Source organism: Adlercreutzia sp., from assembly GCF_056795635.1.
Genome location: NZ_JBQIIT010000011.1, coordinates 1 through 25,350 on the forward strand (window position 1 = coordinate 1; position 25,350 = coordinate 25,350).

Annotated in this window: 21 protein-coding genes, 1 tRNA gene and 1 rRNA gene; 15 read left to right on the top strand and 8 right to left on the bottom strand. The window is 65.7% G+C overall.

The window, feature by feature from the left end; all coding sequences use genetic code 11:
• Together rrf and ACTOXK_RS07735 are read left to right on the top strand one after the other, a co-directional pair.
• Positions 1-87, top strand: a 5S ribosomal RNA gene (rrf, locus tag ACTOXK_RS07730); the annotation flags it as partial.
• A 369-nt stretch (positions 88-456) separates the two neighbouring features.
• Positions 457-990, top strand: coding sequence for a phosphatase PAP2 family protein (locus ACTOXK_RS07735; RefSeq protein WP_482277619.1), 534 nt, complete (start codon positions 457-459; stop codon positions 988-990).
• A gap of 22 nt (positions 991-1,012) precedes the next feature.
• On the opposite strand, the gene ACTOXK_RS07740 is transcribed toward ACTOXK_RS07735, so the two are convergent.
• Positions 1,013-2,638 carry a helix-turn-helix transcriptional regulator gene (locus ACTOXK_RS07740; RefSeq protein ID WP_482277620.1) on the bottom strand — a complete coding sequence of 542 codons (1,626 nt, stop codon included), beginning with the start codon at positions 2,636-2,638 and terminating at the stop codon, positions 1,013-1,015.
• Between the two features lie 191 nt (positions 2,639-2,829).
• Here ACTOXK_RS07740 and ACTOXK_RS07745 point away from each other — a divergent pair, with 191 nt between their 5' ends.
• Positions 2,830-4,341, top strand: coding sequence for a flavocytochrome c (locus ACTOXK_RS07745; protein ID WP_482277621.1), 1,512 nt, complete (start codon positions 2,830-2,832; stop codon positions 4,339-4,341).
• A gap of 139 nt (positions 4,342-4,480) precedes the next feature.
• On the opposite strand, the gene ACTOXK_RS07750 is transcribed toward ACTOXK_RS07745, so the two are convergent.
• Positions 4,481-4,780 carry a helix-turn-helix domain-containing protein gene (locus tag ACTOXK_RS07750; protein ID WP_482277622.1) on the bottom strand — a complete coding sequence of 100 codons (300 nt, stop codon included), beginning with the start codon at positions 4,778-4,780 and terminating at the stop codon, positions 4,481-4,483.
• Positions 4,781-5,140: 360 nt separating this feature from the next.
• Here ACTOXK_RS07750 and ACTOXK_RS07755 point away from each other — a divergent pair, with 360 nt between their 5' ends.
• On the top strand, positions 5,141-6,352 hold the full coding sequence (locus tag ACTOXK_RS07755; protein ID WP_482277623.1) for an aminotransferase-like domain-containing protein: 1,212 nt from the start codon (positions 5,141-5,143) through the stop codon (positions 6,350-6,352).
• A gap of 197 nt (positions 6,353-6,549) precedes the next feature.
• Here the strand turns inward: ACTOXK_RS07755 and ACTOXK_RS07760 are convergent, their stop codons facing one another.
• The 4 genes from ACTOXK_RS07760 to ACTOXK_RS07775 form a co-directional block, all read right to left on the bottom strand.
• Complete coding sequence (locus ACTOXK_RS07760; RefSeq protein ID WP_482277624.1) at positions 6,550-7,464, bottom strand: nitroreductase family protein; 915 nt, start codon at positions 7,462-7,464, stop codon at positions 6,550-6,552.
• A gap of 326 nt (positions 7,465-7,790) precedes the next feature.
• Positions 7,791-7,864, bottom strand: a tRNA-Gly gene (locus ACTOXK_RS07765).
• Between the two features lie 71 nt (positions 7,865-7,935).
• Positions 7,936-9,312 carry a tyrosine-type recombinase/integrase gene (locus ACTOXK_RS07770; RefSeq protein WP_482277625.1) on the bottom strand — a complete coding sequence of 459 codons (1,377 nt, stop codon included), beginning with the start codon at positions 9,310-9,312 and terminating at the stop codon, positions 7,936-7,938.
• Positions 9,281-9,586 carry a helix-turn-helix domain-containing protein gene (locus ACTOXK_RS07775; RefSeq protein WP_482277626.1) on the bottom strand — a complete coding sequence of 102 codons (306 nt, stop codon included), beginning with the start codon at positions 9,584-9,586 and terminating at the stop codon, positions 9,281-9,283. Before ACTOXK_RS07775 ends, ACTOXK_RS07770 begins: the two co-directional genes overlap by 32 nt.
• Before the next feature lie 430 nt (positions 9,587-10,016).
• Here ACTOXK_RS07775 and ACTOXK_RS07780 point away from each other — a divergent pair, with 430 nt between their 5' ends.
• The 11 genes from ACTOXK_RS07780 to ACTOXK_RS07830 all read left to right on the top strand — a co-directional run bounded on the left by ACTOXK_RS07780 (position 10,017) and on the right by ACTOXK_RS07830 (position 24,204).
• Positions 10,017-10,328 (top strand): helix-turn-helix domain-containing protein, encoded by a 312-nt coding sequence (locus ACTOXK_RS07780; RefSeq protein WP_482277627.1) that lies wholly within the window; start codon positions 10,017-10,019, stop codon positions 10,326-10,328.
• A gap of 179 nt (positions 10,329-10,507) precedes the next feature.
• Positions 10,508-11,089 carry a hypothetical protein gene (locus ACTOXK_RS07785; protein ID WP_482277628.1) on the top strand — a complete coding sequence of 194 codons (582 nt, stop codon included), beginning with the start codon at positions 10,508-10,510 and terminating at the stop codon, positions 11,087-11,089.
• Complete coding sequence (locus ACTOXK_RS07790; protein WP_482277629.1) at positions 11,086-12,936, top strand: VirD4-like conjugal transfer protein, CD1115 family; 1,851 nt, start codon at positions 11,086-11,088, stop codon at positions 12,934-12,936. Before ACTOXK_RS07785 ends, ACTOXK_RS07790 begins: the two co-directional genes overlap by 4 nt.
• 191 nt (positions 12,937-13,127) lie before the next feature.
• Positions 13,128-13,343: a hypothetical protein gene (locus ACTOXK_RS07795; RefSeq protein ID WP_016310179.1), complete on the top strand. Its 216-nt coding sequence runs from the start codon at positions 13,128-13,130 to the stop codon at positions 13,341-13,343.
• 11 nt (positions 13,344-13,354) lie between these two features.
• Complete coding sequence (locus tag ACTOXK_RS07800; RefSeq protein ID WP_482277630.1) at positions 13,355-13,762, top strand: PrgI family protein; 408 nt, start codon at positions 13,355-13,357, stop codon at positions 13,760-13,762.
• 25 nt (positions 13,763-13,787) lie between these two features.
• Positions 13,788-16,253, top strand: a complete 2,466-nt coding sequence (locus ACTOXK_RS07805; RefSeq protein WP_482277695.1) for a VirB4-like conjugal transfer ATPase, CD1110 family — start codon at positions 13,788-13,790, stop codon at positions 16,251-16,253.
• 677 nt (positions 16,254-16,930) lie between these two features.
• On the top strand, positions 16,931-17,908 hold the full coding sequence (locus ACTOXK_RS07810; protein ID WP_482277631.1) for an NlpC/P60 family protein: 978 nt from the start codon (positions 16,931-16,933) through the stop codon (positions 17,906-17,908).
• A gap of 14 nt (positions 17,909-17,922) precedes the next feature.
• Complete coding sequence (locus ACTOXK_RS07815; RefSeq protein WP_482277632.1) at positions 17,923-18,684, top strand: hypothetical protein; 762 nt, start codon at positions 17,923-17,925, stop codon at positions 18,682-18,684.
• Positions 18,685-18,693: 9 nt separating this feature from the next.
• Positions 18,694-19,695, top strand: coding sequence for a VirB6/TrbL-like conjugal transfer protein, CD1112 family (locus ACTOXK_RS07820; RefSeq protein WP_482277633.1), 1,002 nt, complete (start codon positions 18,694-18,696; stop codon positions 19,693-19,695).
• 136 nt (positions 19,696-19,831) lie between these two features.
• The gene (locus tag ACTOXK_RS07825; RefSeq protein ID WP_482277634.1) at positions 19,832-20,338 is read left to right on the top strand and encodes a DNA gyrase; all 507 of its coding nucleotides are present in this window, start codon (positions 19,832-19,834) and stop codon (positions 20,336-20,338) included.
• The gene (locus tag ACTOXK_RS07830) at positions 20,335-24,204 is read left to right on the top strand and encodes a VaFE repeat-containing surface-anchored protein (RefSeq protein WP_482277635.1); all 3,870 of its coding nucleotides are present in this window, start codon (positions 20,335-20,337) and stop codon (positions 24,202-24,204) included. Before ACTOXK_RS07825 ends, ACTOXK_RS07830 begins: the two co-directional genes overlap by 4 nt.
• Positions 24,205-24,265: 61 nt before the next feature.
• Here the strand turns inward: ACTOXK_RS07830 and ACTOXK_RS07835 are convergent, their stop codons facing one another.
• Both ACTOXK_RS07835 and ACTOXK_RS07840 read right to left on the bottom strand, forming a co-directional pair.
• On the bottom strand, positions 24,266-24,481 hold the full coding sequence (locus tag ACTOXK_RS07835) for a helix-turn-helix domain-containing protein (protein ID WP_482277636.1): 216 nt from the start codon (positions 24,479-24,481) through the stop codon (positions 24,266-24,268).
• A gap of 220 nt (positions 24,482-24,701) precedes the next feature.
• Positions 24,702-25,340, bottom strand: a complete 639-nt coding sequence (locus tag ACTOXK_RS07840) for an ATP-binding cassette domain-containing protein (protein ID WP_482277637.1) — start codon at positions 25,338-25,340, stop codon at positions 24,702-24,704.
• Positions 25,341-25,350: the final 10 nt, after the last annotated feature.

The following is a 25,350-nucleotide window of genomic DNA, read 5'->3' on the forward strand; positions in this document are numbered from 1 at the left end:
CGATCCCATTCCGAACTCGGCAGTTAAGCCCCACCTCGCCGAAAGTACTGCGGCGCCAGGCCGCGGGAGGACAGGTCGTTCCGCTCGCAGGGGGCGCTTTTCCCTTTGCCCGGGCGAGTCCCGGGCCCCGTCTCCGCCATCGCCGGCGCCCGGCGGGGTGCCCTTTTGTTTTCAGGGGAGGTTTGTCCCTGAGGGGCAATGCCTCTTTCTTTCCAGGTTGGCATCGGCGTTCCGACGGGCATCTGCAGGTGCTTCAGGCGAACCTGTTCTGCGAAATAATTTCCACTATAATGAACGACACCCATAGCGGTGTCTTTTTTTGTTTTGAGGGGCCGGTTCCTCGAGGGCCGTGCCGGCCGCGACCCCCGCTCCGTCGTCCCGGATTGCGGCCTTTGCGGGCAGTGGCGGGAGGTGCGGCGTCGTGGGGAGGACTTGTCGGAAGAAAGGCGTTTTCGAGTGGTAGGACAGAACGAGCAAGTTGCGGCCTATGGCGAGCGCTATGAGTGTCGCGCGATGGTTCTGCGGGAGCATCCTGGATGCCTGCGGGCCCTTGTGATTGCCAATCGACTGCTGACGCTGCTGTTCTATGGGGCCTATGGGGCTCTGCTGCTGGTGGCGGCCCTCCATGCTCCGCTGCGGCTGGTGCCGCTTGTGGGGATCCCGGCTGCAGCTTTCGGGCTCGTGAGCCTTTTCCGGCGCCGCTTCAATGCGCCTCGGCCTTATGAGTGCTGCGCATTCACGCCACTCATTCCCCGCGAGGGAGCGGGGCGGTCGTTTCCCTCGCGTCATGCCTTCTCGGCCTTCGCCATTGCGACGTGCTGGTTCGTTGCGAGCGTTCCCGTTGCCGTTGCTCTCATGGCTTGCGCGGGAGCTCTGGGGTGGTGCCGTGTGCTGGGGGGCGTGCACTTTCCCCGGGATATCGTGGCCGGGGCATTGGCTGGCATCCTCGCCGGGGCTGTGGCCTGCGCTGCGGCTTTGCTTGTAGCTTAGGGAGGACCTGTGCTGCTCCTGCTTATGGCTTAGGGACCGGACTGAAGGGTGCTCCGCGATGGCGGGTCGCTTCGACGAGGTCGATGACCTCCTGTTTCCCGTGGACGCCGAGTTTGGCATAGACATTGCGGATGTGCATCTTCACGGTGTTGCGCGAGAGGGTGAACCGCTCTTCCATAAAGGCGAGATCGCGCCCTTGGGCCAGCTGCACGAGCACCTCCTGTTCACGGCGCGTCAGACCCCACGTGCGGGCAAGCTCGGCGCAGGGATCTTCCCAAAAGTGCTGTGTGCTAGGGGCCTCCGCGGTAGCGTCTTCCACTGGGGCGGATGAGGAGTCGCTGCGGTCAATGTCGGTATGGATGGCGCTATCAGGGACGGCAGCCCCGGCTCCGACCGGGGCGGCGGCAGGCGTTTCCGGAATGCTGATCTCGACGGCGCTCTCGATGGCATCGGCCTGAGGGGTCGCGTGATCCTCCTCTTCGAGGGCTGCATCGCTTTTGGCGACGAAGAGCAGCATGAGCACGAAGAGGAAGACGATAACGAGCCCCGCTCCTTCCGTGGCCTGGGGAATGAAGGTGCTCGCCCAGACCGCTCCGACAGCCATGAGGGCTCCCAGACCGTGACCCGCAACGGCGAGAAGGCGGACGGCCGCCGCCGCTCGGAGGGGCCTCAGCTGCGAACGGACGACGACGGCGGAGATGATCCAGATGAGCATCTCGAAGAGTGCGGTGCCGATACCGACGAGCAGGGCGCTGCCGTCGAAGGGCAACAGGGCGAGAAGGGGCCCGAAGAGCAATCCTGCCGCCACGCAGATGGTCGCAATGCGAAAGCAGCCGTTGAGATTGAACGCGGGGGAGCGCCGCACGGCCAGGAGCACCCCGGTGAGAACTACCAGGGCAGCCAGGGTTCCCACGGAATTGCTCGGGGTTTCGCCGCTGCGCATGAAGCCCAGCATGAGGGAGGTTACGGCGATGCACAGTATGACGGAGGCGAGCTGGGGTCGCGAGAGGGGCACCGTCTCGCGGGTTTCATGATCGGCATCCGAGGCGGTGCGGGTGCTGTCGAGCAGGGCGAGGCTGACGCTTCCGGCTCCGATGAGGGCCGCGGCTCCGAGAGCCAGGAAGGCTACGGGGCTTGCGCCGACCGTCTCGCCGACCGATTTCGCCAGAGCTTCGAAAGCGAAGGCCCCGGCCATAGCCACGGCGGTGGTTCTCATAACGAGGAGATGGGGAAGGGCTGCGAATTCAAAGAGGAGAACGACGCTGAGAAGCGGCCCCACGCATTTCATGAGCAGGGCTCCTCCGATGGCCAGGGGGCTTCGCGGGTCGCCGATTGCGAGGATGAGGGCCGCGGCGCCGATAGCGAACAGAATGCCGCCCGCGATGACGAACTCCACAAGAAGCGTCTTCTTGCGACGATCGGCCCGGGGACCCGCAATGGGAAAGGAGCCGATGCGCCAGGCAAAGGCGAGGGCCAAGCCGTAGGTGATGAGGGAGAAGAAGCGGATGGAGAGGTAGCCGCCGGGCAGATTCGCCAGAGCCAGGGTGGCGTTGTCGCACGTCCACACGCCGGCGAACATGAGCGCGAGACCGCAGCCGGCGCCGAGGGCGCTTCGGCGCTCCTTCGATGACGTGGGTGACGGGTTCACGGGCTTCCTCCTCTCGGCTGGTTCCGATGCAGATACGGTGCCCCAGTATAGCCTATTCGGGAAAATACACCCATGGTGGGTGTGGCTCTCACCCGGCGTTTTTCCGATGATGCAGGGGCACTGCGGGAGGGCCCGGCTCAGGCTGGCGCCGGGCCCTTTCTCAATCCATTCTCATTTCGGAGGGAGCAAGTATGAACGGATTTATCAACGGTATCGCAAGCCCGTCGGGCATGGAGGCATCGCGGCTGCTGAGCCGCCGGGGCTTTGTCGCCGGGATGGGGGCCGCGGCGGCGCTGGTGACTCTCGGCGGTTTCGGCCTGACGGGCTGCGCGCCGTCGAAGACGGCCAGCGAGGGCTCGGCGGAGAGCGAGGACTACGACGCGGTGATCGTGGGCACGGGCGGCGCGGGCCTGTCGGCCGCCATTGCCGCCTACGACCGCGGCCTCACGAATATCGTGATTCTGGAGAAGATGGCCGTGAACGGCGGCAACACCAACTACTCCTCGAGCGGTATGAACGCCTCGGAGACGACGTTCCAGAAGGATCAGGGCATCGAGGACAGCAACGATGCCTTCGCCGCGGAGACGCTGGAGGGCGGCCATGACACCGGCGATCCCGAGCTGGTGCAGTTCATGTGCGACAACTCGGCCGGCGCCATCGACTGGCTGGACGGCCTCGGCATCAAGCTGGACAACATCACCATGACCGGCGGCATGTCCACGAAGCGCTGCCATCGCCCCACGGACGGCTCGGCCGTGGGCTTGACCCTGGTTCCCGGGCTCATGGCTGCCGTGGAGGAGCGCGGGATTCCGGTGAAGATGAGCTGCGAGGCCAAGGAGCTGCTGAAGGACGGCGACGCCGTGGTGGGCATTGCCGTGGACGATAAGGGCAAGGCGAAGAACCTCAATGCCCGCGCCGTTATTCTCGCGACGGGCGGTCTCGGCGCGAACCAGGATATGGTGACGAAGTATCGTCCCGATCTGGCGGGCTATGTGACCACCAACCAGCCGGGGGCCACGGGCGATGGCTACGTCATGGCAGAGGACGCCGGCGCCGAGCTTATTCAGATGGATCAGATTCAGATTCATCCCACTGTCGAGCAGGAGACGTCCACCCTGGTGGCCGAGGGCGTGCGCGGCGGCGGAGCCATTCTCGTGAACGCCGAGGGCAACCGCTTCTTCGACGAGATGTCCACGCGCGACAAGGTGTCGGCGGCTGAGCTGGAGCAGCCCGGCGGATTCGCCTGGTGCGTGTTCGACCAGCAGGTCTATGACGCCAACAAGGCCATCAGCAAGTACGACGATGCCGGCATTGTGCAGCAGGGCGCCAGTGTGGCAGAGCTTGCCAGCGCCATCGGTGTGGACGCCGCGGCCCTGGCCGACACCATCGCCGCCTACAACGCCATCACCACCGACGGCGCCGCCGACGAATTCGGGCGCACCGAGGGCTGCATCGCCTTCGTCGATGGCAATATGTACGCCATCAAGGTGGCGCCGGGCATTCACCACGCCATGGGCGGCATTCGCATCAACACGAAGAACGAGGCCCTCGATGCGAGCGGGAACCCGATTCCCGGGCTGTACGCGGCCGGCGAAGTGACCGGCGGCATTCACGGCAACAACCGTATCGGCGGCAATGCGGTGTGCGATATCGAGGTGTTCGGCAAGAACGTCGGCGAAGTGGTGGCCGAGGCCTTGGCGTAAGGTGGGCGATCCCGGCCCCGCCGTTGGTGGCCGGGATCGTGTGGACCCTCCCTGCGGCGCTATGCCCTCAGGCGCCGCTTGTTCCCTCATAGGCGAGCCCCGGCTCCTCCCCGCCGGGGCTCGCCCGTTGCTGGAGGGGCTAAGGACGCAGGGCGCCCCCGATGGGACCGGTCGCTCCTCCGCCGAATTCCTCGGCCACGCGTCGCCGCCGGCCGTTCAACTCGGCGGCCATGGCCTTGGTGAGGAAGCATTGGGGGCCGAGGTCCAGCACGAAGCATAGGCGCATGAACTCATCGGTGCGCATGGGGCGGTTCTTTCGCAGCACGTACCAGAGGCGCTTGCCGTCGATGTCGGTGCGGCGCCCCAACTCCGCGATGCTCATGCCGCGTTCCTGGCGGGCGAACTCGATTCTTTGGGTGATGAGGTCTGCATAATCCATGGGATTCCTTTCTCCTACCAGCCCTGCAAATATGCCGAAATCCCATTATGGTGCCAGACGCGCGATCTTCTCGGGCCTAGAAGCGCGTGGCCCAGACTGCATCAGGGGAAGGAGCTCGTCTGGGCCCTGCGGGGAAGGAGAGAGGGTCGTCTTGCCGGGCGGTTCTCGCCGCACGAGGCGCTCAGTCGCCCATGCGGTAGCCGAATCTCATCACGGTCTGGATGTAGGGGGGGGGTCGGCGGACCCCGCTGGGGGCGCGTATTCCCGCCTCACTTCGGCGCGTTGGCAAAAAACTGGGGGAAGCGCGGGGCGGTTCGTGGAACAATGGTGGGGAGAGTTCCCAGTGAGCGGAGGCAACCTATGACCACGACTGAAACTGCAACGGAGTTCGCCATCGACGAGCTGCTGTCCGACGGCATCACCAACACCCCGCCGTCGTTCGTGCGCGCCATTCTGAAGGCGGCGTCCGACCCGGCTATCACGTCCTTTGCGGGCGGTCTGCCCAACCCCATCTCCTTTCCCCAGGACAAGCTCATGGAATCGATGCAGCGCGTGGTGGCCGAGCGCGGGCCCGAGGCCTTCCAGTACTCGATGACCGCGGGCATTCCCGAGCTGAGGGAATGGATTGCCGAGCGCTACAACCATCGCTTCGGCACCGATTACACCGCCGACGACGTGATCGTGACCACCGGCTCGCAGCAGGTGCTCGACCTGCTGGGCAAGGTGCTGCTGGACAAGGGCGACGGCGTCATCGTGGAGAAGCCCACGTACCTGGCCGCCATTCAGGCCTTTGCCCTGCACCAGCCCGTATTCCGCGAGGTGGAGCTGACCGAGGAGGGGCTGAATGCCGACGAGCTGACGGCCGCCCTCGATGCCGGCGCGAAGATGATCTACCTCATTCCCAACTTCCAGAACCCTACGGGCCTGACCTATACGGCCGAGAACCGCGCGAAGGTGCGGGAGATTCTGGCCGATCGCAACATCGTGGTGGTGGAGGACGACCCCTACGGCGAGCTGCGCTTTGAGGGAGAATCGCTGCCCTACATCGGCGGCACGGCTCTGCCCCACGGTGTGGTCATGGGTTCGTTCTCGAAGACGGTGACGCCGGGCTTCCGCATGGGCTATCTGCTGACGAAGGACCACGAGCTGTTGCGCCGCCTGAACACGGCCAAGGAAGCTGCCGACCTGCACACCAACGTGTTCTCCCAGTTCGTGGTGCTGGACTACCTGCGCCATAACGATCTGGACGAGCACCTCGTGAAGATTCGCGACCTGTATCGCGACCAGGCCCAGGCCATGACCGACGCCATGGCCGAGTTCTTCCCGGCCGAGGTTGCGTTCACCAAGCCCCAGGGCGGTATGTTCCTGTGGGCGACGCTGCCTGAGGGCGTGAGCACCATGGATTTGTTCCCGAAGGCGCTGGAGCGCGGCGTGGCCTTCGTGCCCGGCGACCCGTTCTACGCCGAGCCCGGTGCCCGCTCTACCATGCGTCTGAACTTCACCAACGCCGATGCGGATACTATCCGCGACGGCATTCGGCGCCTGGCCGAGGTGATCGCCGAGGCGCTGTAGAGCGCTGGGCCCTTCTGGCCCGTCAACGAGGAGCAGCCCGCTCGCGCGCTTCGGCGCGGGGCGGGCTGCTTTGGTTTCGGGACGTTGGGGTGCGCTGCGGATGAGGGTGCCGGTAGCGGTGCGCCGGTGACTTGGGGTTGAGGGGAACCTGGCGAGGTGCGGCGGTGGCTTGGGCTGGGGCGCCGGGGCCCGGTGCCCTAGAAGCGGCCCTCGTGCACCTTGGCGCGCAGGTTCTCGTCGAGGGGTCGGACGGCGGCCGGCTCAGAAGGCATGCCGAGGGACAGGATGGCCTCGATCTGGTAGGGCTCGGGGATGCCCAGCAACTCCGCGACGAAGTCCTGGGTGGAACGGCCGTCGGCGGCCTGGCGCATGCGGCCCTGGATCCAGCAGCTGCCCACGCCCGAGGCCGCGGCCTCCAGGTGCATGTTGGCCATGACGATGGAGCAGTCCTCCACCCAGGTGTCGGCCAGGGTGGGATCGCCCAGCACCACGACGGCGGCCGCGGCCTCGGCGAGCATGGCGGCCCCGTGGTCGCGGCAGCGGGCCAGGGCGGTCAGGGTGTCGCGGTCGCTCACGACGACGAGTTCCCAAGGGCGCCGGCCCCGGCCCGAGGCCGAGCGCAGGCCGGCCTCGATGACACGATCGAGCAGCGGGGCGGGAATGGGCTCGCCGCTGTAGTGCCGCAGACTGCGGCGACGGCCCAGGGCGGCCAGCACGTCCACGCCGGCTTGCGGGGCGAATTCGGCCTTCTCGGGGAGGATTTCCAGCCAGCAGCCGTCGGGGTCTTCGATAAAGTAGAGGCCCATGGCGTCGTTGACGTGGCAGATGCAGCCCATCTGCTCGTGGAGGGCCCGGGCGGCTTGGAAGTCGGGCACGGTAAAGGCCAGGTGGGAGTCGCGGCCCCCGTTGTCGTAGGGTTCCGTGCGGCCGCGGTTCCAGGTCAGTTCCAGCTGGAAGCCGGAAGTATCGGTGCTGATGAACACGTTGGTCCAGGAGCCGTCGTCGGGCCCCATGCGGCGGATCTCGGTCATACCGAGGGCCTGCTCGTAGAAGGCGAGGGAAGCGTCGAGGTCGAGCACGTGGAGGCAGCGGTGAATGGCTGTGCTGTTCATGGGATTCCTTTCTGGGAGGAGGCGCGCGTGGTGCCAGCCGGCCCCGGAACGCAAAACGGCCCCGTCGGAGGACGGGGCCGGAGGGCTCACTGGAGCGGGCGACGGGACTCGAACCCGCGGATACAAGCTTGGGAAGCTCCTACGCTTCTTGGCTCGATATGCTCCTGAACTACCGTCTGACCTCGCTTCCGCGAATTAACTGCTTACGATTCTATCAAACGTACTGGACGAAATACTGGAAAAACGCGGAGGTTTTCAAAAGAACACCTCGCATCGTCCAGATGCACGAAAGCCGCCTGCGAAGGCGACTTTCGACTGAAGATCTATGGAGCGGGCGACGGGAATCGAACCCGCGTGGTCAGCTTGGGAAGCTGAAATTCTACCATTGAATCACGCCCGCATCGGTCATCCATTATACCGCTCCCTCCTCCTTTTCCTCGGTCATTTCAGGGAATCCTCACGAGTAGCGCCCTAAGCGGCCGCCCGGAGGAAGTTCATGTAGCGTTTTCCGATGCCTATGCCCGTGTTGGGTACGTAGGCGGCGTAGAGGTCGAGCGTGTAGGCCGAGCTCGCGTGCCCCATCAGCGCCGCCACGGTCTTGATGTTCTCGCCGTTGGCGAGGTTCAGCGTGGCGAAGGTATGCCTCAGCGCATAGGGACGCACCCCCTCGAAGCCCGCGTCCTCCGCGAACTTGAGCCAATCCCGGTACCAGGACTGGTAGGTTCGGGGAATCATCTCGGGGCCGCATACCAGCATGCTCATGGAGGGCCTGTATCCCAGCGCTCTCATCATCTCGGACTTGAGCTCGACCCACGCGCGCACGGTGTCTGCGGTGTAGTCGTCCACCGGAACCGACCGACGCCCCGCGTCCGACTTGGGGTAGTCCTTGATGGTCTTCCCGTCGCGGTCGAGCGCGCCCGTGATACTGATGACGGTCTCGTTGCCGTCGAAGATGATGTTTCCCGCGCGGATGGCGAGCATTTCCTCCGGTCGCATGCCGGTGTTCAAGAGGAGCAGGAGCGTGACCTTCAGGTAGCCCAAGAGCAGCTTCTCCACCTCTTGCAAGAACCTCGCGGCGTCGTCCGCCATCAAGGGGTCGATGAGGGGCTTGCTCTTCTTGAACACGCGCGTGAGGAACTTGGCCTTCGCGACGTTCTTCGGGATGTCCTCCTTCTCAAGGGCGTAGTTCATGACCTCGCGCAGGAACTTGAGCACCTTCGACTGCATGTCCGCGCCTGCCACCTTGATCGGCTTGAAGGGCTTGACCAGCGTTCCGTGCTTCTTGGCCCACCGCGCGGTTCTTCGGTTCTCCTCCCATGCGGCCTGGCGCTCAAGGGCCCATCTCTCGGAGAGTTCCGGCACCATCAGCAGGCAGGTCTCGACGTCTTCCGCAGTCACCTTGCAGACGGGTATCGCGCCTATCGCGGCGTCGATGTACCGCAGGTAGCGTCGCTCGTTCCTGATGGTGTCCTTGCCGACCGAGCCGTTGCTGCGGATCTCTATGTAGCGCTCGGCATAGCTCCCCAGCGGCGTCATGCAGCGCCCGGGCTCGCCCTTGCCTTCTCCCTGGCGCACCCACCCGCGCTCCTCCTGCTTGCGCTCAAGCTCGGCGTTCTTCTCGTCCTCGAATGCCTCTATCTGTGATTTGAGGTCGTCCTTTCTGTTGAGGGCGAACACGGTGCGCGTGAGCTTCTTCTTGTTCTCGAAATAGGTGCGGTACTCCTCTGGGATGCGGATGGTCAGCTCGTAGGCCGTGGTGCGCGAGTCCCTGCGCTTTCGGCGCGGGAGGCCCTTCTTCTTGCGGGCCTCGTCGATGTCATAGGGCTTGTCGCAGCGGAGCTTCTTCATGTGCGTCGCCTTCTTCCTGGCGGCGATCCTTGTAGAGGTAGTTGAGCAGCCCCAGCTTCGGGATGAACCAGCGGATGCCGATGCGGCATCCCTGCATGTCTCCGCGGCACAGGAGCTTGCGGATCTCCTGGCTCGTCGTGCCGGTGAAGGCCGCCACATGGTCGGGCGTCATCATGTAGGGGTAATCCTGCAGCATGAAGAGGTACAGCCCGTCCGGGTCGGCCGTGCGCAGCCTGGCCTCGTCTATCTCAAGTTCGCCTGTCTTCAATTCCATAGACCCTCCCTTCTCTTTTCTTCATGCAGCGAGGGAGCGCCGGGGCAATCATGCTCGCGCCGGCCTCGTGAGCCAACGATGCGAGCGTCCCGAACGCATGGTTGACGCCCTCGCTGCTGTGGTCGTTTAGATGTGAACGCATTCGACTGTCAAGGTGCGCACCGCGACCGCGGTCCCGTACGAGCATTTCGGATGTTTCGGGAGCACTCACGCCGTCAGCGGTTCCCACGCTAGTTTCGCCGGGAGCGAGAATCAACGAATGTCATCGCCGCTCGACCGGCGTTCCTAAAAACGGACAGTCTGTTCCGCTATTGATGCTGGCCCCTAGGCGCGAGCCGGAACCATCGGTAGGTTTGAACCCGTTATGTCAGAGAGCCCGGCGTCCGTGCGGCCGCCGGGCCTGATTAGAAAACAGCAGGCGATACGTCAGGTGGAACACTCGAAGCTGATAGCGGTGAGGATAGAGGAGGCGCGAAGCGAGCGCGGCATGAGCGTGGCCGAGCTCGGACGGCGCTCCATGATCGACCGCAAGAGGCTCTGGTACATCCTGGACGGGCAGAGGCAGATGCGGGCGGACGAGTTCGTGCGCGTGTGCGCAGTGCTGAACCTGGGCCTGCGCACATTCCTGACCCCTGCCATCGCCGACGAGATGAGGCGCAGCCGCCTCGGAGCGGGCACCCTCGCGGGACACACCCTTGCGGCCGCCTGCTCGACCCGGGAGGAAGACCCCTGCGCACGCTAGGCACATACACCGAAGCAACCTGCTGCGAGGCTGCGCCGCTCGGCGCGGCCTCGCTGTGCGTCGTGCCCGCAACCCCCTCCATCGTCCCATCGCCATCCCCATATCCAGCCAAGGAGAAGCACTTGATTCGGTAGGAGCGCGGGAAGAGACCTTCCCGCCCATGGGAAGGAACCTCGGCAATGGCGAGCGACTACGGCGACGAGGCCGGAGGCAAGATGATGGACGATTTCATGCGCTTCGGGGAGCGCATGGGAGAGCGGGCGATGTACGCCCGCGCGGTGCAGATGCGCCAGGCATTTGAGAGCGCGACGCGCGACGCTCGCGGGGTCGCGGGGGAGAATCCCGGCAAGGATGATCCCCCCGAGTGGGCCAAGCTCGACATGCAAGAGTTCCAGCGAATCGAGGACTATGACAGCATCAAGGGCGTCATCGAGGACAGGCTCGGAAGCCACGGCGTCTCGTCGGCGTGGTTCGCCGACCCCGAGACCGGCCGCGAGTACCTGCTCTTCCGCATCGCCGACGCCCAGGAGGTCTGGCAGTCCTTCGACGAATTGGCGCGGGAAACCGATGGCATCGCCGCCAAGGCCGCCGAGAGGATCAGGGAGCAGCGCGACAAGGCCCCCGGCCGGAATCGCGACGGGCGCACCCTCGACGAGCGCGCCGAGCAGGCGCGGGAGGCGGCGGCCGCGCTCGAAGCCGAGAGGCCCACCAGCAAGGCCCTGAACCGGGAGCCCCGCTTCCAGGAAACGCGGGCGAAGTGACGGCGGCGGGCGTCACCGGGGCCCTCGTCCTCTCGGTCATATCCTTCCTCGCTGCGAACACGTACACCGCCTGTCTGCTGTCGCTTCCCGGAAGCCCCCTGTCTAACCTAACCGCAGCGATAACCGAACTTCCCTCCTATCTCATAGGCTACGGCCCCCTCTCGCTCGAGGCTGCCGCGCTCGCGACGGGGCTCGTGGCCGCCTGCTCGGTCTGGTGCGCATGGGCATGGTCGCTCACCCACGGGCGCGCCCAGCGCCAGGGCGAGGAGCACGGGAGCGCCCGCTGGGGCACCGTGCGCGAGGGGCGCAGGTTCATGGACCTGGCCGACCCCGACCGGAACATCATCCTCACCGAGCGCTTCGGCATGGCCATGAGCCGCCCCGACCACGACCGCCGCTACGAGCGCAACCGCAACGTGCTCGTCGTGGGAGGCTCGGGCTCCGGCAAGACGCGCGGCTTCTTCGAGCCCAACGTCATGCAGATGTCGGCCAACTACCTCGTCACCGACCCCAAGGGCGAGTCGCTCCCGCGCCTCGGACACATGCTCGATGCCGCGGGCTACAAGGTGCTCTCCTTCAACACCGTGGACTTCAGCAAGTCCCTCCACTACAACCCGCTCGCGTACGTGCAGGACGAGGCGGACATCCTTGAGTTCGTCACGTGCCTCATCGACAACACCACGGGCGACAAGGAGCACGCGGGCGACCCCTTCTGGGAGAACGCCGAGAGGCTCCTCTATGTGGCGCTCATCGGCTACCTCGTCTACCACTGCCCGGAGGCCGACCGGTCTCTTTCGGGCCTTGTCACCCTGCTCTCGCTCGCCAAGGCCAAGGAGTCCGACGAGGACTACCGAAGCCCACTCGACCTGCTGTTCGAGGAGGCCGAGACGGGCATGCGCTACGTGAGGGCCGACGGCGCCGAGGACGAGCCGTTCGACCCCACGCGCCGCGTGTCGTACAGGCCGGGCGCGGGGGCGCACCGCTGGGTGCGCGTGGCCGAGCCGACGCCTGTGGACGCCGACTTCTGCCTGCTGCACTACAAGATGTTCAAGGACGCGGCGGGAAAGACCCTGAAGTCCATCCTCGTCTCCTGCAACACGCGCATGGAGCCCTTCGCCATCCCGCAGGTACGCGAGCTCGTGAGCTTCGACGAGATGGGGCTCGACCTGCTCGGCGACGCGGGGGAGCGCCGCGCCGTCTTCGCGGTCATGTCGGACACCTCGTCGCTCTACTCGTTCCTCTTCGCGATCATGATGTGGCAGACGATGAACATCCTCTGCAAGCGGGCCATCAAGCTCTACGAGGGTGCGCTTCCCACGCCGGTAGTCATGCTCATGGACGAGTTCGCCAACATAGGGCGGCTCCCCGACGTGGAGAAGATGGTGGCCGTGGTGCGCAGCCGCAACATCTCCATGGCCTTCGGGCTGCAATCGCTCTCCCAGCTGAAGAGCGCCTACAAGGACGATGCCGCGACCATCATCGACTGCTGCGACACGACGCTATTCCTCGGCGGCAAGTCCACCGACACCGTGAAGGAAATCGCGGAGTCCATCGGCAAGGAGACGGTCGCCACCATCACCTGGAACGAGAGCCGGGGGCAGTCCGCCTCGTCCACCCGCAACTGGAACACCATCGAGCGCGACCTCATGCAGCCGGCCGAGGTGGCGAAGCTGCCGAGGGATACGGCCATCGTGCTCATCGCGGGCGCCAACCCCCTGCGCGACAGGAAGTTCGACATCACCGCCCATCCGAGGTGGCAATCGGTCTACCCCGGCCATGACGGGGCCCTCTACGGGCACCCCTTCGACTTCGCCGACCACATGGAGAGGGGGCGTGAGAGGAAATGACGCGCGGCGGCCGCGCCCTAGATGGCGCCACCGCGCCGCGACCGGGCTTCCCAACCCGAAGCGGCAGGCCGCCGCGATGCAAAGGAGGCGGGGAGCCGCCCCGCCCCCGAACAGGATTCTACCCGACAGCGCGGCCAATCCCTAAGGCGCACGCCCGGCCGCGCGGCAAGATGCAAAGGAGACACGACCCAATGCTGGCAAACATCATCAACCTCGTCTCGGGATGCGTGACGTTCCTGGGCGGCTTCCTCGTCGTCTGGGGCGCGGTGTCGCTCGGCCTCGCCATCCGCGAGCAGCAGGGCGGCGCGCAAATCGCGAGCGCCATATCCACCATCGCGGGCGGCGGCATCATCATCGCGGCCGCCGTCTACTTCGGCATGCTCGACACGAGCTGGCTGCCGGCGTAAGGGAGGCGGCCATGTTAAGCGTATCAGTGCACAAGGACATCGGCGAGTACACCGAGAAGGTGGTGGGCAAGCTCTCCGCCCGCACGCTCGCCTGCACCGCGGGAGGGCTCTCCTCGGCCGTCGCCGTGGCCGCCCTCGGCAACCTCGCCCTGGGCGTTCCCGCAGACGCCATGACGCTTCCCGTCATGGCGGCCTCCATGCCCTTCTGGCTCCTCGGCTTCTGGCGGCCCAAAGGGCTTCCCGCCGAGAGGTTCCTCCCGCTCCTCGCCGATCACGTCCTCGGCGACGGCAAGCTCGCCTACGCCACGGGCTCGCGCCCGGACGCCCTCGCGGGCGGCGTCAGGTGCGGGAAGACGGACAGGCGCGCCCGCCGCGCGTCCAAGCGGAGGGGGGCGGAGCGCCGTGTCAAAGAGATCTAAGGAGCAGGTTGAGCAGAAGCCGCTCGTGAAGCCCTCGCGAAACCCGAAACTCGGCAAGTCGCTCGGTCGCCGCATGGCCGAGCAGGAGCGCCAGCTCACCGACCGCATGGCCGAGAAGAGGAAGGCCCGGCGGGCGGCGCGCGACGTGTACGCCGCCATCGGGTTCGACCTCATGTACGAGAACGGCATCGCGCAGGTGGAGGAAGGGCTTTTCAGCCAGACGCTCGCCTTCGACGACATCAGCTACCAGTCCGCCCGCGAGGAGAACCAGCAGGCCATCTTCAGCGGATGGTGCCAGCTGTTCGACTACTTCGGCGCGGAGAGCTGCGTACAGCTGTCCATCGTCAACCGCCCCATCCCGGCCGACCTCATCGGAAGGAAGCGCTTCTTCGCCGAGGACGACCCCGACACCGCGGCCTACGCCGCCGAGTACAACCGCATCCTCAACGAGAAGATGCGCGAGGGCGTGTCGAACCTCACGCGCGAGCGCTACCTCACGTTCTCCGTGGGGGCGGCCAGCATCGACGAGGCCGTGCCCAAGCTGGCCCGCATGAGGACCGACGCCGAGCAGACGCTCGCGAAGATGAGGAGCACGGCGCGGCCGCTCTCCGGCGAGGAGCGGCTGGACGCCATCCACGGCCTCCTGCGCCCCGGGAAACCCAACCTGTTCTCATGGGAGGCGGTGGGCGCTGCAAGCGGCCTCACCAGCAAGGACCTCATCTGCCCCGCCTCCCTCGACTTCAAGCCGGAGGGGTCGTGCGCGTGCTTCAGGACCGAGGGCACATGGGGGCAGGTGCTCTCCATGAACCGGTTCGGGAGCGAGCTCTCCGACCGGTGCCTCGCCGACATCATCGACCTCCCCATACCGCTTGCCGTGTCCATCCACGTGCAGGCCATGGACAAGTCCAAGGCCGTCGCCTTCGTGAAGAAGCGCATTGCCTGGATGGACAAGGAGATCATCGACGAGCAGATGAGCGCGGTGAAGAAGGGATACGACTTCCAGATACTGCCCTCGGAGCTCAAGTACTCCAAGGAGGAGGCCGAGGACCTTCTCGACCACCTGCAGAACAGGAACCAGCGCCTCTACGTCTACACCGGGCTCGTCTACACCTACGCGGGGACCCGCGCCGAGCTCGACGACCAGGTGACGCAGATCGTGTCCACCGCCCGGCGCAACTCCATCGAGGCCGACGCGCTCGACTACCGCCAGCGCGAGGGCCTGAACTCGGTGCTGCCGCTCGGGCACAACCACGTGGAGGTGTCCCGCATGATGACGACCGCCCAGGTCGCCATCCAGATGCCCTTCGCCACCCAGGAGCTCGCCCAGGCGGGCGGCGGCTACTACGGGCAGAACAAGCAGTCCTCCAACCTCGTGCTCTGCAACCGCAAGCGGCTGGCTTCCCCCATGGGCTTCGTCGCGGGCAAGCCCGGGTCCGGCAAGTCGTTCTCGGTCAAGCGAGAGATCGAGAACACGATCCTGGCCTACCCTGATGACGAGGTGATCATCCTCGACCCCGCGGGCGAGTACTCGCCGGTGGTCGTCGCCAACGGCGGCGAGTCCATCCGCTTCGCCCCCGACTCCGACACGCACCTGAACCCCTTCGACCTGGCGGACGTGGCGCACCAGTCGCCCTCGGCGCAGATGGCCTTCAAGATAGATGCCTTCCTGGCGCTGTCCTCCGCCACCATGGCGGAGGGAGCCGAGGGCCTTCCCGAGGCCGACAAGTCCATCATCAGCCGGTGCGTGGAGGCGGCGTACCGCGAGGCGACCGAGGACGAGCGCGACCCGCTCCTCGGCGACTTCCACCGCATCCTCAAAGGACAGCCCGAGCCCGAGGCCCGCGACATCGCGCTTCGCTACGAGCGCTACGTGGAAGGGGCGCTCTCGTTCTTCAACCATCCCTCCAACGTCGGCTTCGAGAGGCGCATCACCAACATCGACTTCAAGGACCTCTCTGAGAACATGCGCGCCTTCGGCATCATCGCGGTGCTCGAGTGCGTGCGCAACCGCATGTACTACAACTACGAGCGGGGCGTCACAACCTGGCTCTACATCGACGAGGTGCAGTCGCTCTTCGGTCACCCCGCCATCATCAGCTACTTCTCGAAGTACTGGGCGGAGGGGCGCAAGTTCAACCTCATCGCCACTGGCATCACCCAGAACAGCGTCTGCATGCTCGAACACGAGGAGGCGCGCAACATGGTTCTCAACTCCGACTTCGTGCTGCTGCACAAGCAGTCGCCGCTCGACCGCCGCGCCTGGGCGGAACTGCTCGACATGAGCGCCCAGGAGGCCGCCTACATCGACGAGTCGGTGCGGGCTGGCGAGGGGCTTCTCATCGCGGGAGGGGCGCGGGTGCCCCTGAAGGACGACTTCCCGAAGGGCAGGCTCTACGACCTGTTCAACACCAAGCCCGAGGAGGTCGCCGCCAAGAAGCGCGAGAGCGACTTCGCCAAGCGGGCGCAGCGCCGAAAGGACAGCTCGAAGTGACGGGCGTCGCCAAGGGATCGGGCATCGCGGCCGCTTCCGCAAACGCAGCGCTCACGGCCAAGGAAGGCGCCCCGGACGCTGCCGAGGTGGCGCGCGCCGGGCGAGCCGACGCAGCCTCCGAAGGTCTCGTGCGCAAAGCGTCGGGCAGGAAGGCCGAGGGGAGAAAGCCCCGATGCCCGAAAAGCCCGACGAGGCAGCGCCGAGACGGCGCGGAAGATGGGAAGAGCGCCTTGAAGGTCTCATCTACCGAAAGCGCGGGCGCGGCCCGCGAGGGGAAGGCGGCATGGCAGGCAAGGCGGCATATAGCTGCGCTCGCGGCGGACGCCGCAGCAGACGAGGCCGACGACTCCGACGAGCTTGAGGGCACGGGGAGCATCTGGCGAACGGCCCGCGCCGGCTCCAGGGCCCTTGGGCGCCGAGCGCACGCCGATGCCGCATCCGCGTCGAACGCTGCCGCGACCGGGAACGAAGCCGGAACCACAGCGGCAAAGCGAACTGGCTCCAAGGGCAAGGCGAGGGCGGTCGAGGCGAGGCGCGCCCAGTCGCGCCGGACGTGGCTGCGGGCAAGGGCGGCGAAGGCCCCCCAATCCGCGACCGCCGCCAAGGCTGCCGGGGAGGGGGCGAGGAAGGGCGCCGCGAAGGCGCTCGCCGGGGCGGCCGCATCCGCAGCAGCGCCCGTGGCGGGCGCGCTCTCGGGCGTGCTCTGCTTCGTGCTCGCCGTGCTCGTCGTCTCCCAGCTCGCGAGCGCCATCTTCGGGTTCTGGAAGAACGAGGCCGCAAAGGCATCCCTCGACGGCCTTCCGCCCTACATCACGATGGAGATGGTGGAATCCGCCCTCGAATGCCAAGAGAGGTACGGCCACCCCGCCGGGTGCACGATCGCCCAGATCATATGCGAGTCCGGCATGGGCGACCGCCTGTCGCTGCTCGCCGAGCGCGACAAGAACCTCTTCGGCATCAAGTGGGCATCGTCCTTCCTCGGCTGCCCCGAGGTGGCGGGCAAGAGCTCGTGGGCCACCAACGAGGAGTACGGGGGCCAGACGGTCGGCATCATGGCGGACTTCACCGTATTCAAGGGGCACCGCGAGTGCATCGAGTTCCGGAGCCGCGTGCTGCTCGCCAACCAGCGCTACGCGGGAAATGCGCTCATCCGCCAGGCCATCGCCGAGAAGGACTCCGACAAGATGGCAGAGGGCCTGAAGGACGCGGGATACGCCACGTCCTCCGACTACGTGGCCTCCCTCAAGTCCGCCATGGACGCCTGGGGCCTGCGCCGCTTCGACGGCATGAGCCTTGAGGACTTCCGCTCAGGCGCGGCGGACGGCAACGCCATCATCGCCGCTGCCGTGAGCCAGCTAGGCGTGCCCTATGTCTGGGGCGGCACCTCTCCCGGTGTTGGGCTCGACTGCTCGGGGCTCACCCAGTACTGCTACGCCCAGGCGGGAATCTCCATCCCCCGCAACTCCGAGGACCAGGCGGCTTCCGGCAGGCGCGTGCCGCTCTCGGAGGCAAGGCCGGGCGACATCCTCTGGCGGCCGGGCCACGTCGCCATCTACGTCGGCGGCGACGAGTACATCCACGAGCCCCATACGGGCGACGTCTGCAGGCGCGCGAGCGGCATCGCCTACTTCACGTGCGCCATCAGATACCGATAGGCAAGGAGAAAGACATGCAGAAGAAGAACAAGTTGATGCTGGCGGCGACCATCGGCATGGTGGCGATCGTCGTCGGCAGCACAGCCGTGCGCTGCTCGGTGGCCCACACGGTCGAGGAGGGGGCGGAGCCCACGGGCACCGCCGCTGCCGTCGAGAACGCGGTGCGGGCCCAAGAAGCGAGCCAGGCTGCGCAGGAAGCCCCCGAGGAGGACGCGGCGGCTGAGACCCTGGCGCTCCTGCGCTCTAGCGCCTGGCAGGCGGAAGGAGCGCCCGAGAGGACGCTGGCGTTTCGCGAGAACTCCTTCGTCGAGTCCGACGGCGCGTTCGTGCGCCTGACCGCCTTCGAGGTGAAGGACGCGGGCGAGACGGAGGGCCAGCGCTACCTCGACATCGACCTCATGCGAGAGGGCGACCCCTACCCGGCCCCGACCACGCTCATCGTCGACAAGCAGGACGGGGTTCTCTCGGTCGCCTGCGACGGCTTCGCGATCGAGAAGCGCTACGTCCAGGGCGCGCCTTCAAACGCCGAGGTGGCCGTGACGGGTCTCGCCGAGCCCTACACGGGCCTCATCGACGGGAAGGCCGGAGAGCTGGCATCGGCCATCGGGCAGTGGTGCAAGAGCCATGCGCCCACATCCACGTCTGCCTCCTTCGACGGCGAGGTGTACGTGGACGTGCGGGGCGGCCGCGTGAGCGCGACCTTCCACCTGGACGACGCGGTCTCCACCATCGTCACCGCCGTCTACGAGGGCGGCTCGTTCACTGTGGCAGGATAGGAGGCGCCCATGCCCTCACTCGCAAAAGAGGCGCTCTCGGCCCGCGCTTTCGCCCTCGCGTTCGGCGCGACGGCGCTCCTGTGCGCACTTGCCTTTGCCTGTCCCGACCTCGCGTTCGCGGACATTGCGGGCGACATCAACGCATGGCTCTGCGGCATCCTGCGGGACACCTGCAACTGGATATTCTCGAGCCAGGCCGACATGCTGAAATCCATAGGCGCGGGAGGGGTGCTCTCCTCCGACTTCGGGCAGATGCTCGGGAGCGCGGGCACCGTCACCATGTACGACCTCGTGCGGGGCGTCTGGGAGCACGCGATACTGCCCATCGGCTGCGGGATGCTCTCGTTCGTGTTCACCGTTCAGCTCATCAAGGTGTCGCAGAGGATGGACGGCAATGCCTCGATGCCCGGCGTGAAGGAAGTCGTCTTCATGCTGGTGTTCTTCGCGGTGTTCCTCTTCCTCATCCAGCACAGCTTCGAGCTGATGGCGGCCGTCTACGAGGTGGTGAAGCTCGCCATCGACCGGGTGGTCGCGCTCTTTGGGACGGGAATGCCCATGGACCTTGCCGCCGTGTCCATCACCACCACCGACGACGACGTGGCGGCGCTGATCGCGATGTTGGTCGTCGCCCTCGTGAGCTGGCTCGTGGTCATCGTCGCCTACGTGGTGGCGCTCGTCGTGAGCTGGGCACGCGCCATACAGATCTACATAATGGCCGCCTTCAGCCCCATCCCGCTCGCCCTCACCTCCATCGACGAGACGCGCCAGATGGGAGTCGGCTACCTCAAGAACTTCGTCGCGGTATGTCTGGCGGGCGTCATCATCCTGGTGCTGCTGGTGTCCTTCCCGATAGTGCTCGGAGGCCTCAACGCCGCGGGCGCGGGCGTGCCGGTGGTGGACTCCATCGTGGGCGGCCTCTCCTACGCCCTGCAGTACCTGGCGATGTGCGTGCTGCTCATCCTCTCGCTCGTGAAGAGCGGTTCCTGGGCGCGCGACATCATGGGCGGGTGACAGCCGTGGGCGCATCGGCGCGCGGGCCTTAAAGGCGACGCGCATGCAACCGAAGAGAACCCCAGGAAAGCAGGGCTCCGCCCTTTCCTCATCACGGCGGCGGGAGGCCCTGGACAAGATGCAAAGGAGACAAGCTATGGCAGAGGAAACCGCTGCCCCCAAGAAGAACGTCTACATCTCGCTGCACAAGTCGTTCGTCCACGAGGGCATCAAGTATACCGACAAGAAGACGGGGCAGGAGAAGACCTTCAACGTCGTGCGCCTGCCCGGCGACACCGTCATCGACGGCAAGGATGTGGGCGGCTGCGAGTTCAGCCCGCTGTACGTGAACCCCTCGAAGTTCCGGGGTGAGAACTGGCGAGACATCCCGCTTCTGGCCGACCGCGAGGTGCAGCTGCGCCGCGACGTGCGCGACATCGAGGGCAATCCCATCGTCGGCGAGGACGGCAAGCGCGAGAAGGAGGTCATCAAGGTCATGCCCGACCAGATCAAGACGGCGCTGTCCGAGGCGCGCAAGCGCTACGCGGAGGAGCACGCCAAGGACGAGCGCGGGCTGGCCGAGCGCGCCGACGCCGCCAAGGAGGCATCGGACTCGATGGAGAAGGACGGCGCGAGCCGCCCTTTGGATCGTGAGGGCCGATGAGGGCGGCCGAGGCGGCCGGCGGCGGACGGGCGATCCGCGTCCTGCTGGCCGCCGCCCTCGCCCTCGGGGCGCTGCTGCCCGCCCTCGCCCCGGCGCAGGCGCGGGCCGCGCAGGGCGTCGAGCTGACGGTGGGCTCCAAGATCGACTACGACTCGTACTGCACCACGTGGTTCGAGGCCGACGGCCAGCCGGCTTGGTGCGCGAACCCCTCCAAAGCTGCCCCCGATGCCGGCACCTACGACAAGCAGCCGCTCTCGACCCCCAGCGGCCGCGATGCCGAGATGGCGGCGGACATGTGGTTCGCCTACGGCTCGCCCGGGTTTGACAGGTCGCTGTGGCCCTCCAAATGGCAGGACGGGACAGCCATGACTCCCTCGCGTTACATGGCCCTCGCCCATATCCTCATGTCCGATACCTACGAGGGCGACGGAGACTACGCTCTGTTCGGGTGCTCGGAGGAGTTCCGCCGCTGGGCGCGCTGGAGCGTGATCGGGTTCGACGAGGAGGGGGGCTTGTCCAACGACGAAGCCACGGGTCGGCTGATTGCCGCGCGCAAGGGAGAAGTTCCCTCGACATTCGAACCCTTTCTTCTCTATACCGGCTCATCGACACAGGTCATCGCTTCGTTCACCTACCACACCATAGTGGCCGTGTCGAAGGCACCCTCTCAAACATGGGCGGAGTACGACCCCGACTACTCCCTCGCCGGAGCGGTATACGGGGTCTATGCCAGCCGCGCCGATGCCAAGGCGGATCGCAACCGGCTGACGACCATTACCACCGATGCGAGCGGCGCGGGCGAGTCGGGGAGCCTGGGCGCGACCCGCGACACGTTCTGGGCTAAGGAGGTCGAGCCCTCCCCCGGCTACGCCCTCGACCCGGACGTGCATGAGGTGAGCCCGGAAAACGGGTACGCCTTCAAGTCCCAAGAGCCCCCCATCACGGCGCGCCTCGTGTTGAAGAAGTTCGACGCCGAGACGTCGCGTCCCTTCCCGCAAGGTGACGGATCGCTGGACGGCGCGACTTATCAGGCGCGCTACGAGCGCGGCGGTGCTGTGGAGACGCAGATCGGCGAGACCTCCGGTACCACCATCGTGTTCGAGGGACTGCCTCTCGGCGAGGTCGAGGTGAGAGAGGTCGACTCCCCCGAGGGTTATCTGCTCGACCACCAGGCTCACCGCATCGAGATCTCGGCCGAAATGGCCCAGGGAGACGTGCCCGTCATTGAGGTGCAGCCGCAGGGCGTGTTCGGCGAGCAGGTGCAGCGAGGCGGCATCCTCATCGGCAAGGGCGACGTCGAGCGCTACGAACACGAGGACGGCGATTTCTGGAACTACGCTCAGGGCGACGCCACCTTCGAGGGGGCCGAGTTCACCGTTTACAACCGCTCCGCCAGCCCCATCTGGCACGATTCTAACGGAGACGGGCGCTTCCAGGCATCCGAGGAGTTCGCCCCCGGCGATGCCGTCATGATTATCGCGACCGAGTACAACAAATCGCTCGACGCCTGGACGGCCACGACCGGCGTCCGCGCCCTTCCCTTCGGCACCTACGAGATCGTGGAGACGAAAGCGCCCGTCGGCTACACCGGCGAGGGCATCGTGAGCCACGTGGTGGAGATCCGAGAGGACGGCCAGTTCGACCAGCTCGTGGAGGCCGACGGGATGCTGAACGAGGTGGTGCGCGGCGGCGTGCAGGTGCAGAAGGACGACCTTGAGCTCGGGGCGAGCGAGGCCCTGGGCGGGGCCGACCACTCCGCGCTAAGCGACGAGGGCTATCTCGGCGCCTCCCTTGAGGGTATCGAGTTCACGGTGATGAACGCTTCCGAGCACGGGGTCATGGTCGGGGATACCTACCGTCCCAAAGGCTCGGTCGTGGCCGTCGTCGAGACGGCCTGGAACCCCGAGAAGGAGGCCTACACAGCCCAGACCGCATCCGACGCGCTGCCCTACGGAACCTATACCATCGCCGAGACGGCCACCAACGACAGCTACCTGCTCACCGACGGCGCTCCCCGCACCTTCGAGGTGCGCGAGGATGGCAAGGTGGTCGCGGCCGACCGCGATGGTGCGGCCCTGCTCTGGCATGACCAGGTGGTGCGCCACGACATGCACCTGCAGAAGAAGGGCGCGATCCTGGGCGGCAAGCTCGCCCATGTCCCCTTCCTCATCACCAACGAGACCACCGGAGAGGCCCACGTGGCCGTGACCGACCGCAACGGGATGCTCTCAACCTCCTCGGACTGGCGCAGCCGCCAGGGCACGGTGAACGCAAACGACGTGCTGCTCAACGAGGACCACATCGACACGGCAGACGTGGATGAGGGCTCCGGCATCTGGTTCGGGCAGGGCGAGCACGGATCGGTGGCCGAACCCGATGACATGCTGGGCGCGCTTCCCTTCGGCGAGTACCACATCGAGGAGCTGCGCTGCGAGGCCAACGAGGGCTACGCACTCTGGTCGGACACCTTCAACGTGAGCCGCGACACCACGGCCACCGGCCTCGACATCGACCTGGGAACCGTGGACGACCAGCCCATTCCCAAGCTATCCACCGAGGCGACCGACAAGTCCGACGGCGACCACACGCTCGCGCCCGAAGGTAAGGTCACGGTCGTGGACGAGGTGGCCTACGCCAACCTCGTGCCCGGAAAGTCCTATAAGGTCAAGGGCATGCTCATGGACAAGGCGACGAGCCAGCCGTTGCTAGTGGACGGCAACGAGATCGCGTCCGAGAAGGACTTCTCGCCCATCGCGCCTTTCGGCACCGTCAAGGTCGAGTTTTCCTTCGACGCCTCTGCGCTTCAGGGCAAGGAGATCGTGGCCTTCGAGAGCCTTGAGCACGAGGGGCGCGAGATTGCGGCGCACGCGGACATCTACGACGAGGGCCAGACGGTGAAGGTCGAGCCCGCGGCCGAGATCGGCACGGTGGCCTCCGATGCGACGGACGGCGACCACGAGGCCTCGGCCGACGCCAGCGTGCGCATCGAGGACCAGGTGTTCTACTCGGGCCTTGTCCCGGGAGGCGCCTACGCCGTGAAGGGCATCCTCATGGACAAGGCATCGGGCGAGCCCCTGCTCGTGGGCGGCAGTCCCGTGGAGGCCTCGGCCGAGTTCTCGCCCGAGGCGGGAAGCGGCTTCACAACCGTTAGCTTCGAGTTCGACGGAACGGGCCTCGAAGGAACGGACATTGTGATCTTCGAGACGCTGTACCGCGACGGCGAGGCGGTGTACGAGCACGCAGAGCTCGACAACGCGAACCAGACAGTGCGCATGACCGGGCCCGTGCCCGAGATAGCCACGACCGCGACCGACGCCGACGACGGCGATCACGAGGCTACAGCGGACGACTCCGTGACCATCGTCGACGAGGTGCGCTACGAGAACCTGGAGCCCGGCCGCGAGTACGTGCTCACCGGCACGCTCATCGACAAGACGACCGCCAAGGCCGTGGAGACTAACGGTCTTCCGCTCACCTCCGTCGTGGCGTTCACGCCGGAAGAGCCGAACGGCTCGGTCAAGGTGGAGTTCTCCTTCGACGGAAGCCAGCTCGCCGGGCACCGCACGGTGGCCTTCGAGAGCCTGGCGCTCGAAGGCGAGGTCGTGGCGACCCATGAGGACATCGAGGACGAGGGGCAGAGCGTCGACCTTGTTGCGCCCCCTGCCCCGGGCACGCCCAAGGCCGTGCTCGCCCAGACGGGCGACACCAACAACGTCGTGCCGCTCATTTGCCTTGTAGTCACAGCGGCCCTCATCGCCGCTCTTACCGCCCTGCGCGAGCGCCGCGGCAAGCGCAAGGACTCCTCAGAAAGCGAAGAGACGGGAGAGGGGGATTCGGAAGAAGAGGAAAAGCCGCAGGAGGAATAGTCTGCACTGACGGAAATGGACAGGGAATCACAGAAGAGCGCCCCATAGGGCGCTCTTCACTTCATATGCCCTGGTCATCGCAGCGGCTGAGGCTGCGCCCTGTCGCCTCGGCCACTTCTTTGACCATTTTTCTGGTGACAAAGCTGCGTGGGTCAAGCTTCAAGGCGATACAGAGCTTCAGGAACTCATCAACGCGCATTTCTCGCTGACCGCCAAGAACGTACCAGAGCCTTTTGCGGTCTATCTCGCATCGACGAGCAAGTTCGGCCACGCTCATCCCCTGCCTGGTCCTTTCGAGATTAATTACTGCCGAAGGCCTCTCCGCCGTCCGGCCAAATAAATAGTTCGTCATAACGGATAATGCACGGGGGGTTGGGTGCCTGTCGGATTAAGCCGAATGGGATGACTAGCTTGGTGGCCAAACTTGCCCCATTGGAGCCAGCCACTTTCTGCAGAAGTGCATCCGGCCAATAGCCGATGGCGCATCTGTCGACTAGCTAAGAGATTAGTTCAATCACTCTTGTGGCGCGGTTAGCTACGACTGGATCGTGCGTAACAACCACGGCGGTCTTCCCTTCTGCAACGAGGTTTTCGATGTAATTCAAGATAATATCCCTGTTTGCTGCATCTAAAGAACCCGTGGGCTCGTCCGCTAAGATGAGATCGCTTGGGTGCATACGTATGCACCCAAGCGCCAATCGCTGCTGCTCTCCCCCGGAAAGACGAAACACTTTTTGCTTTAGGGTATGAGCGAGGCCCATGTCGTCCAAAATGGCCTCCCTCTGCTCTTGGCGCTTTTTTCGTGGTACATCCGAGTAACGCTGAGCTAATTTTAGATTTGCCTCCACCGTCTCAGTGTCTACAAGCGCGGGCTCTTGAAACATATAAGCAATTCTGGTGCGCAGCAGCTGTCTTGCTTTCGAAGAGTTGGGCTTTGGGGCGGTCTGTCCAAAAAGCTTCAATCCATTGTTGTCTGGACTATCGAGCAGTCCAATAATATTGAGCAGGGTGGACTTACCTGAACCACTTGGGCCAACAATGGCGACGAGTTCTTCTCGCCCTATGCTCATGCTTAGGTTGCTAAGAACAATACGGTCAGCATAGCTTTTGCAAAGCTTGTTAATTTCTACTATCATACGGGCATCT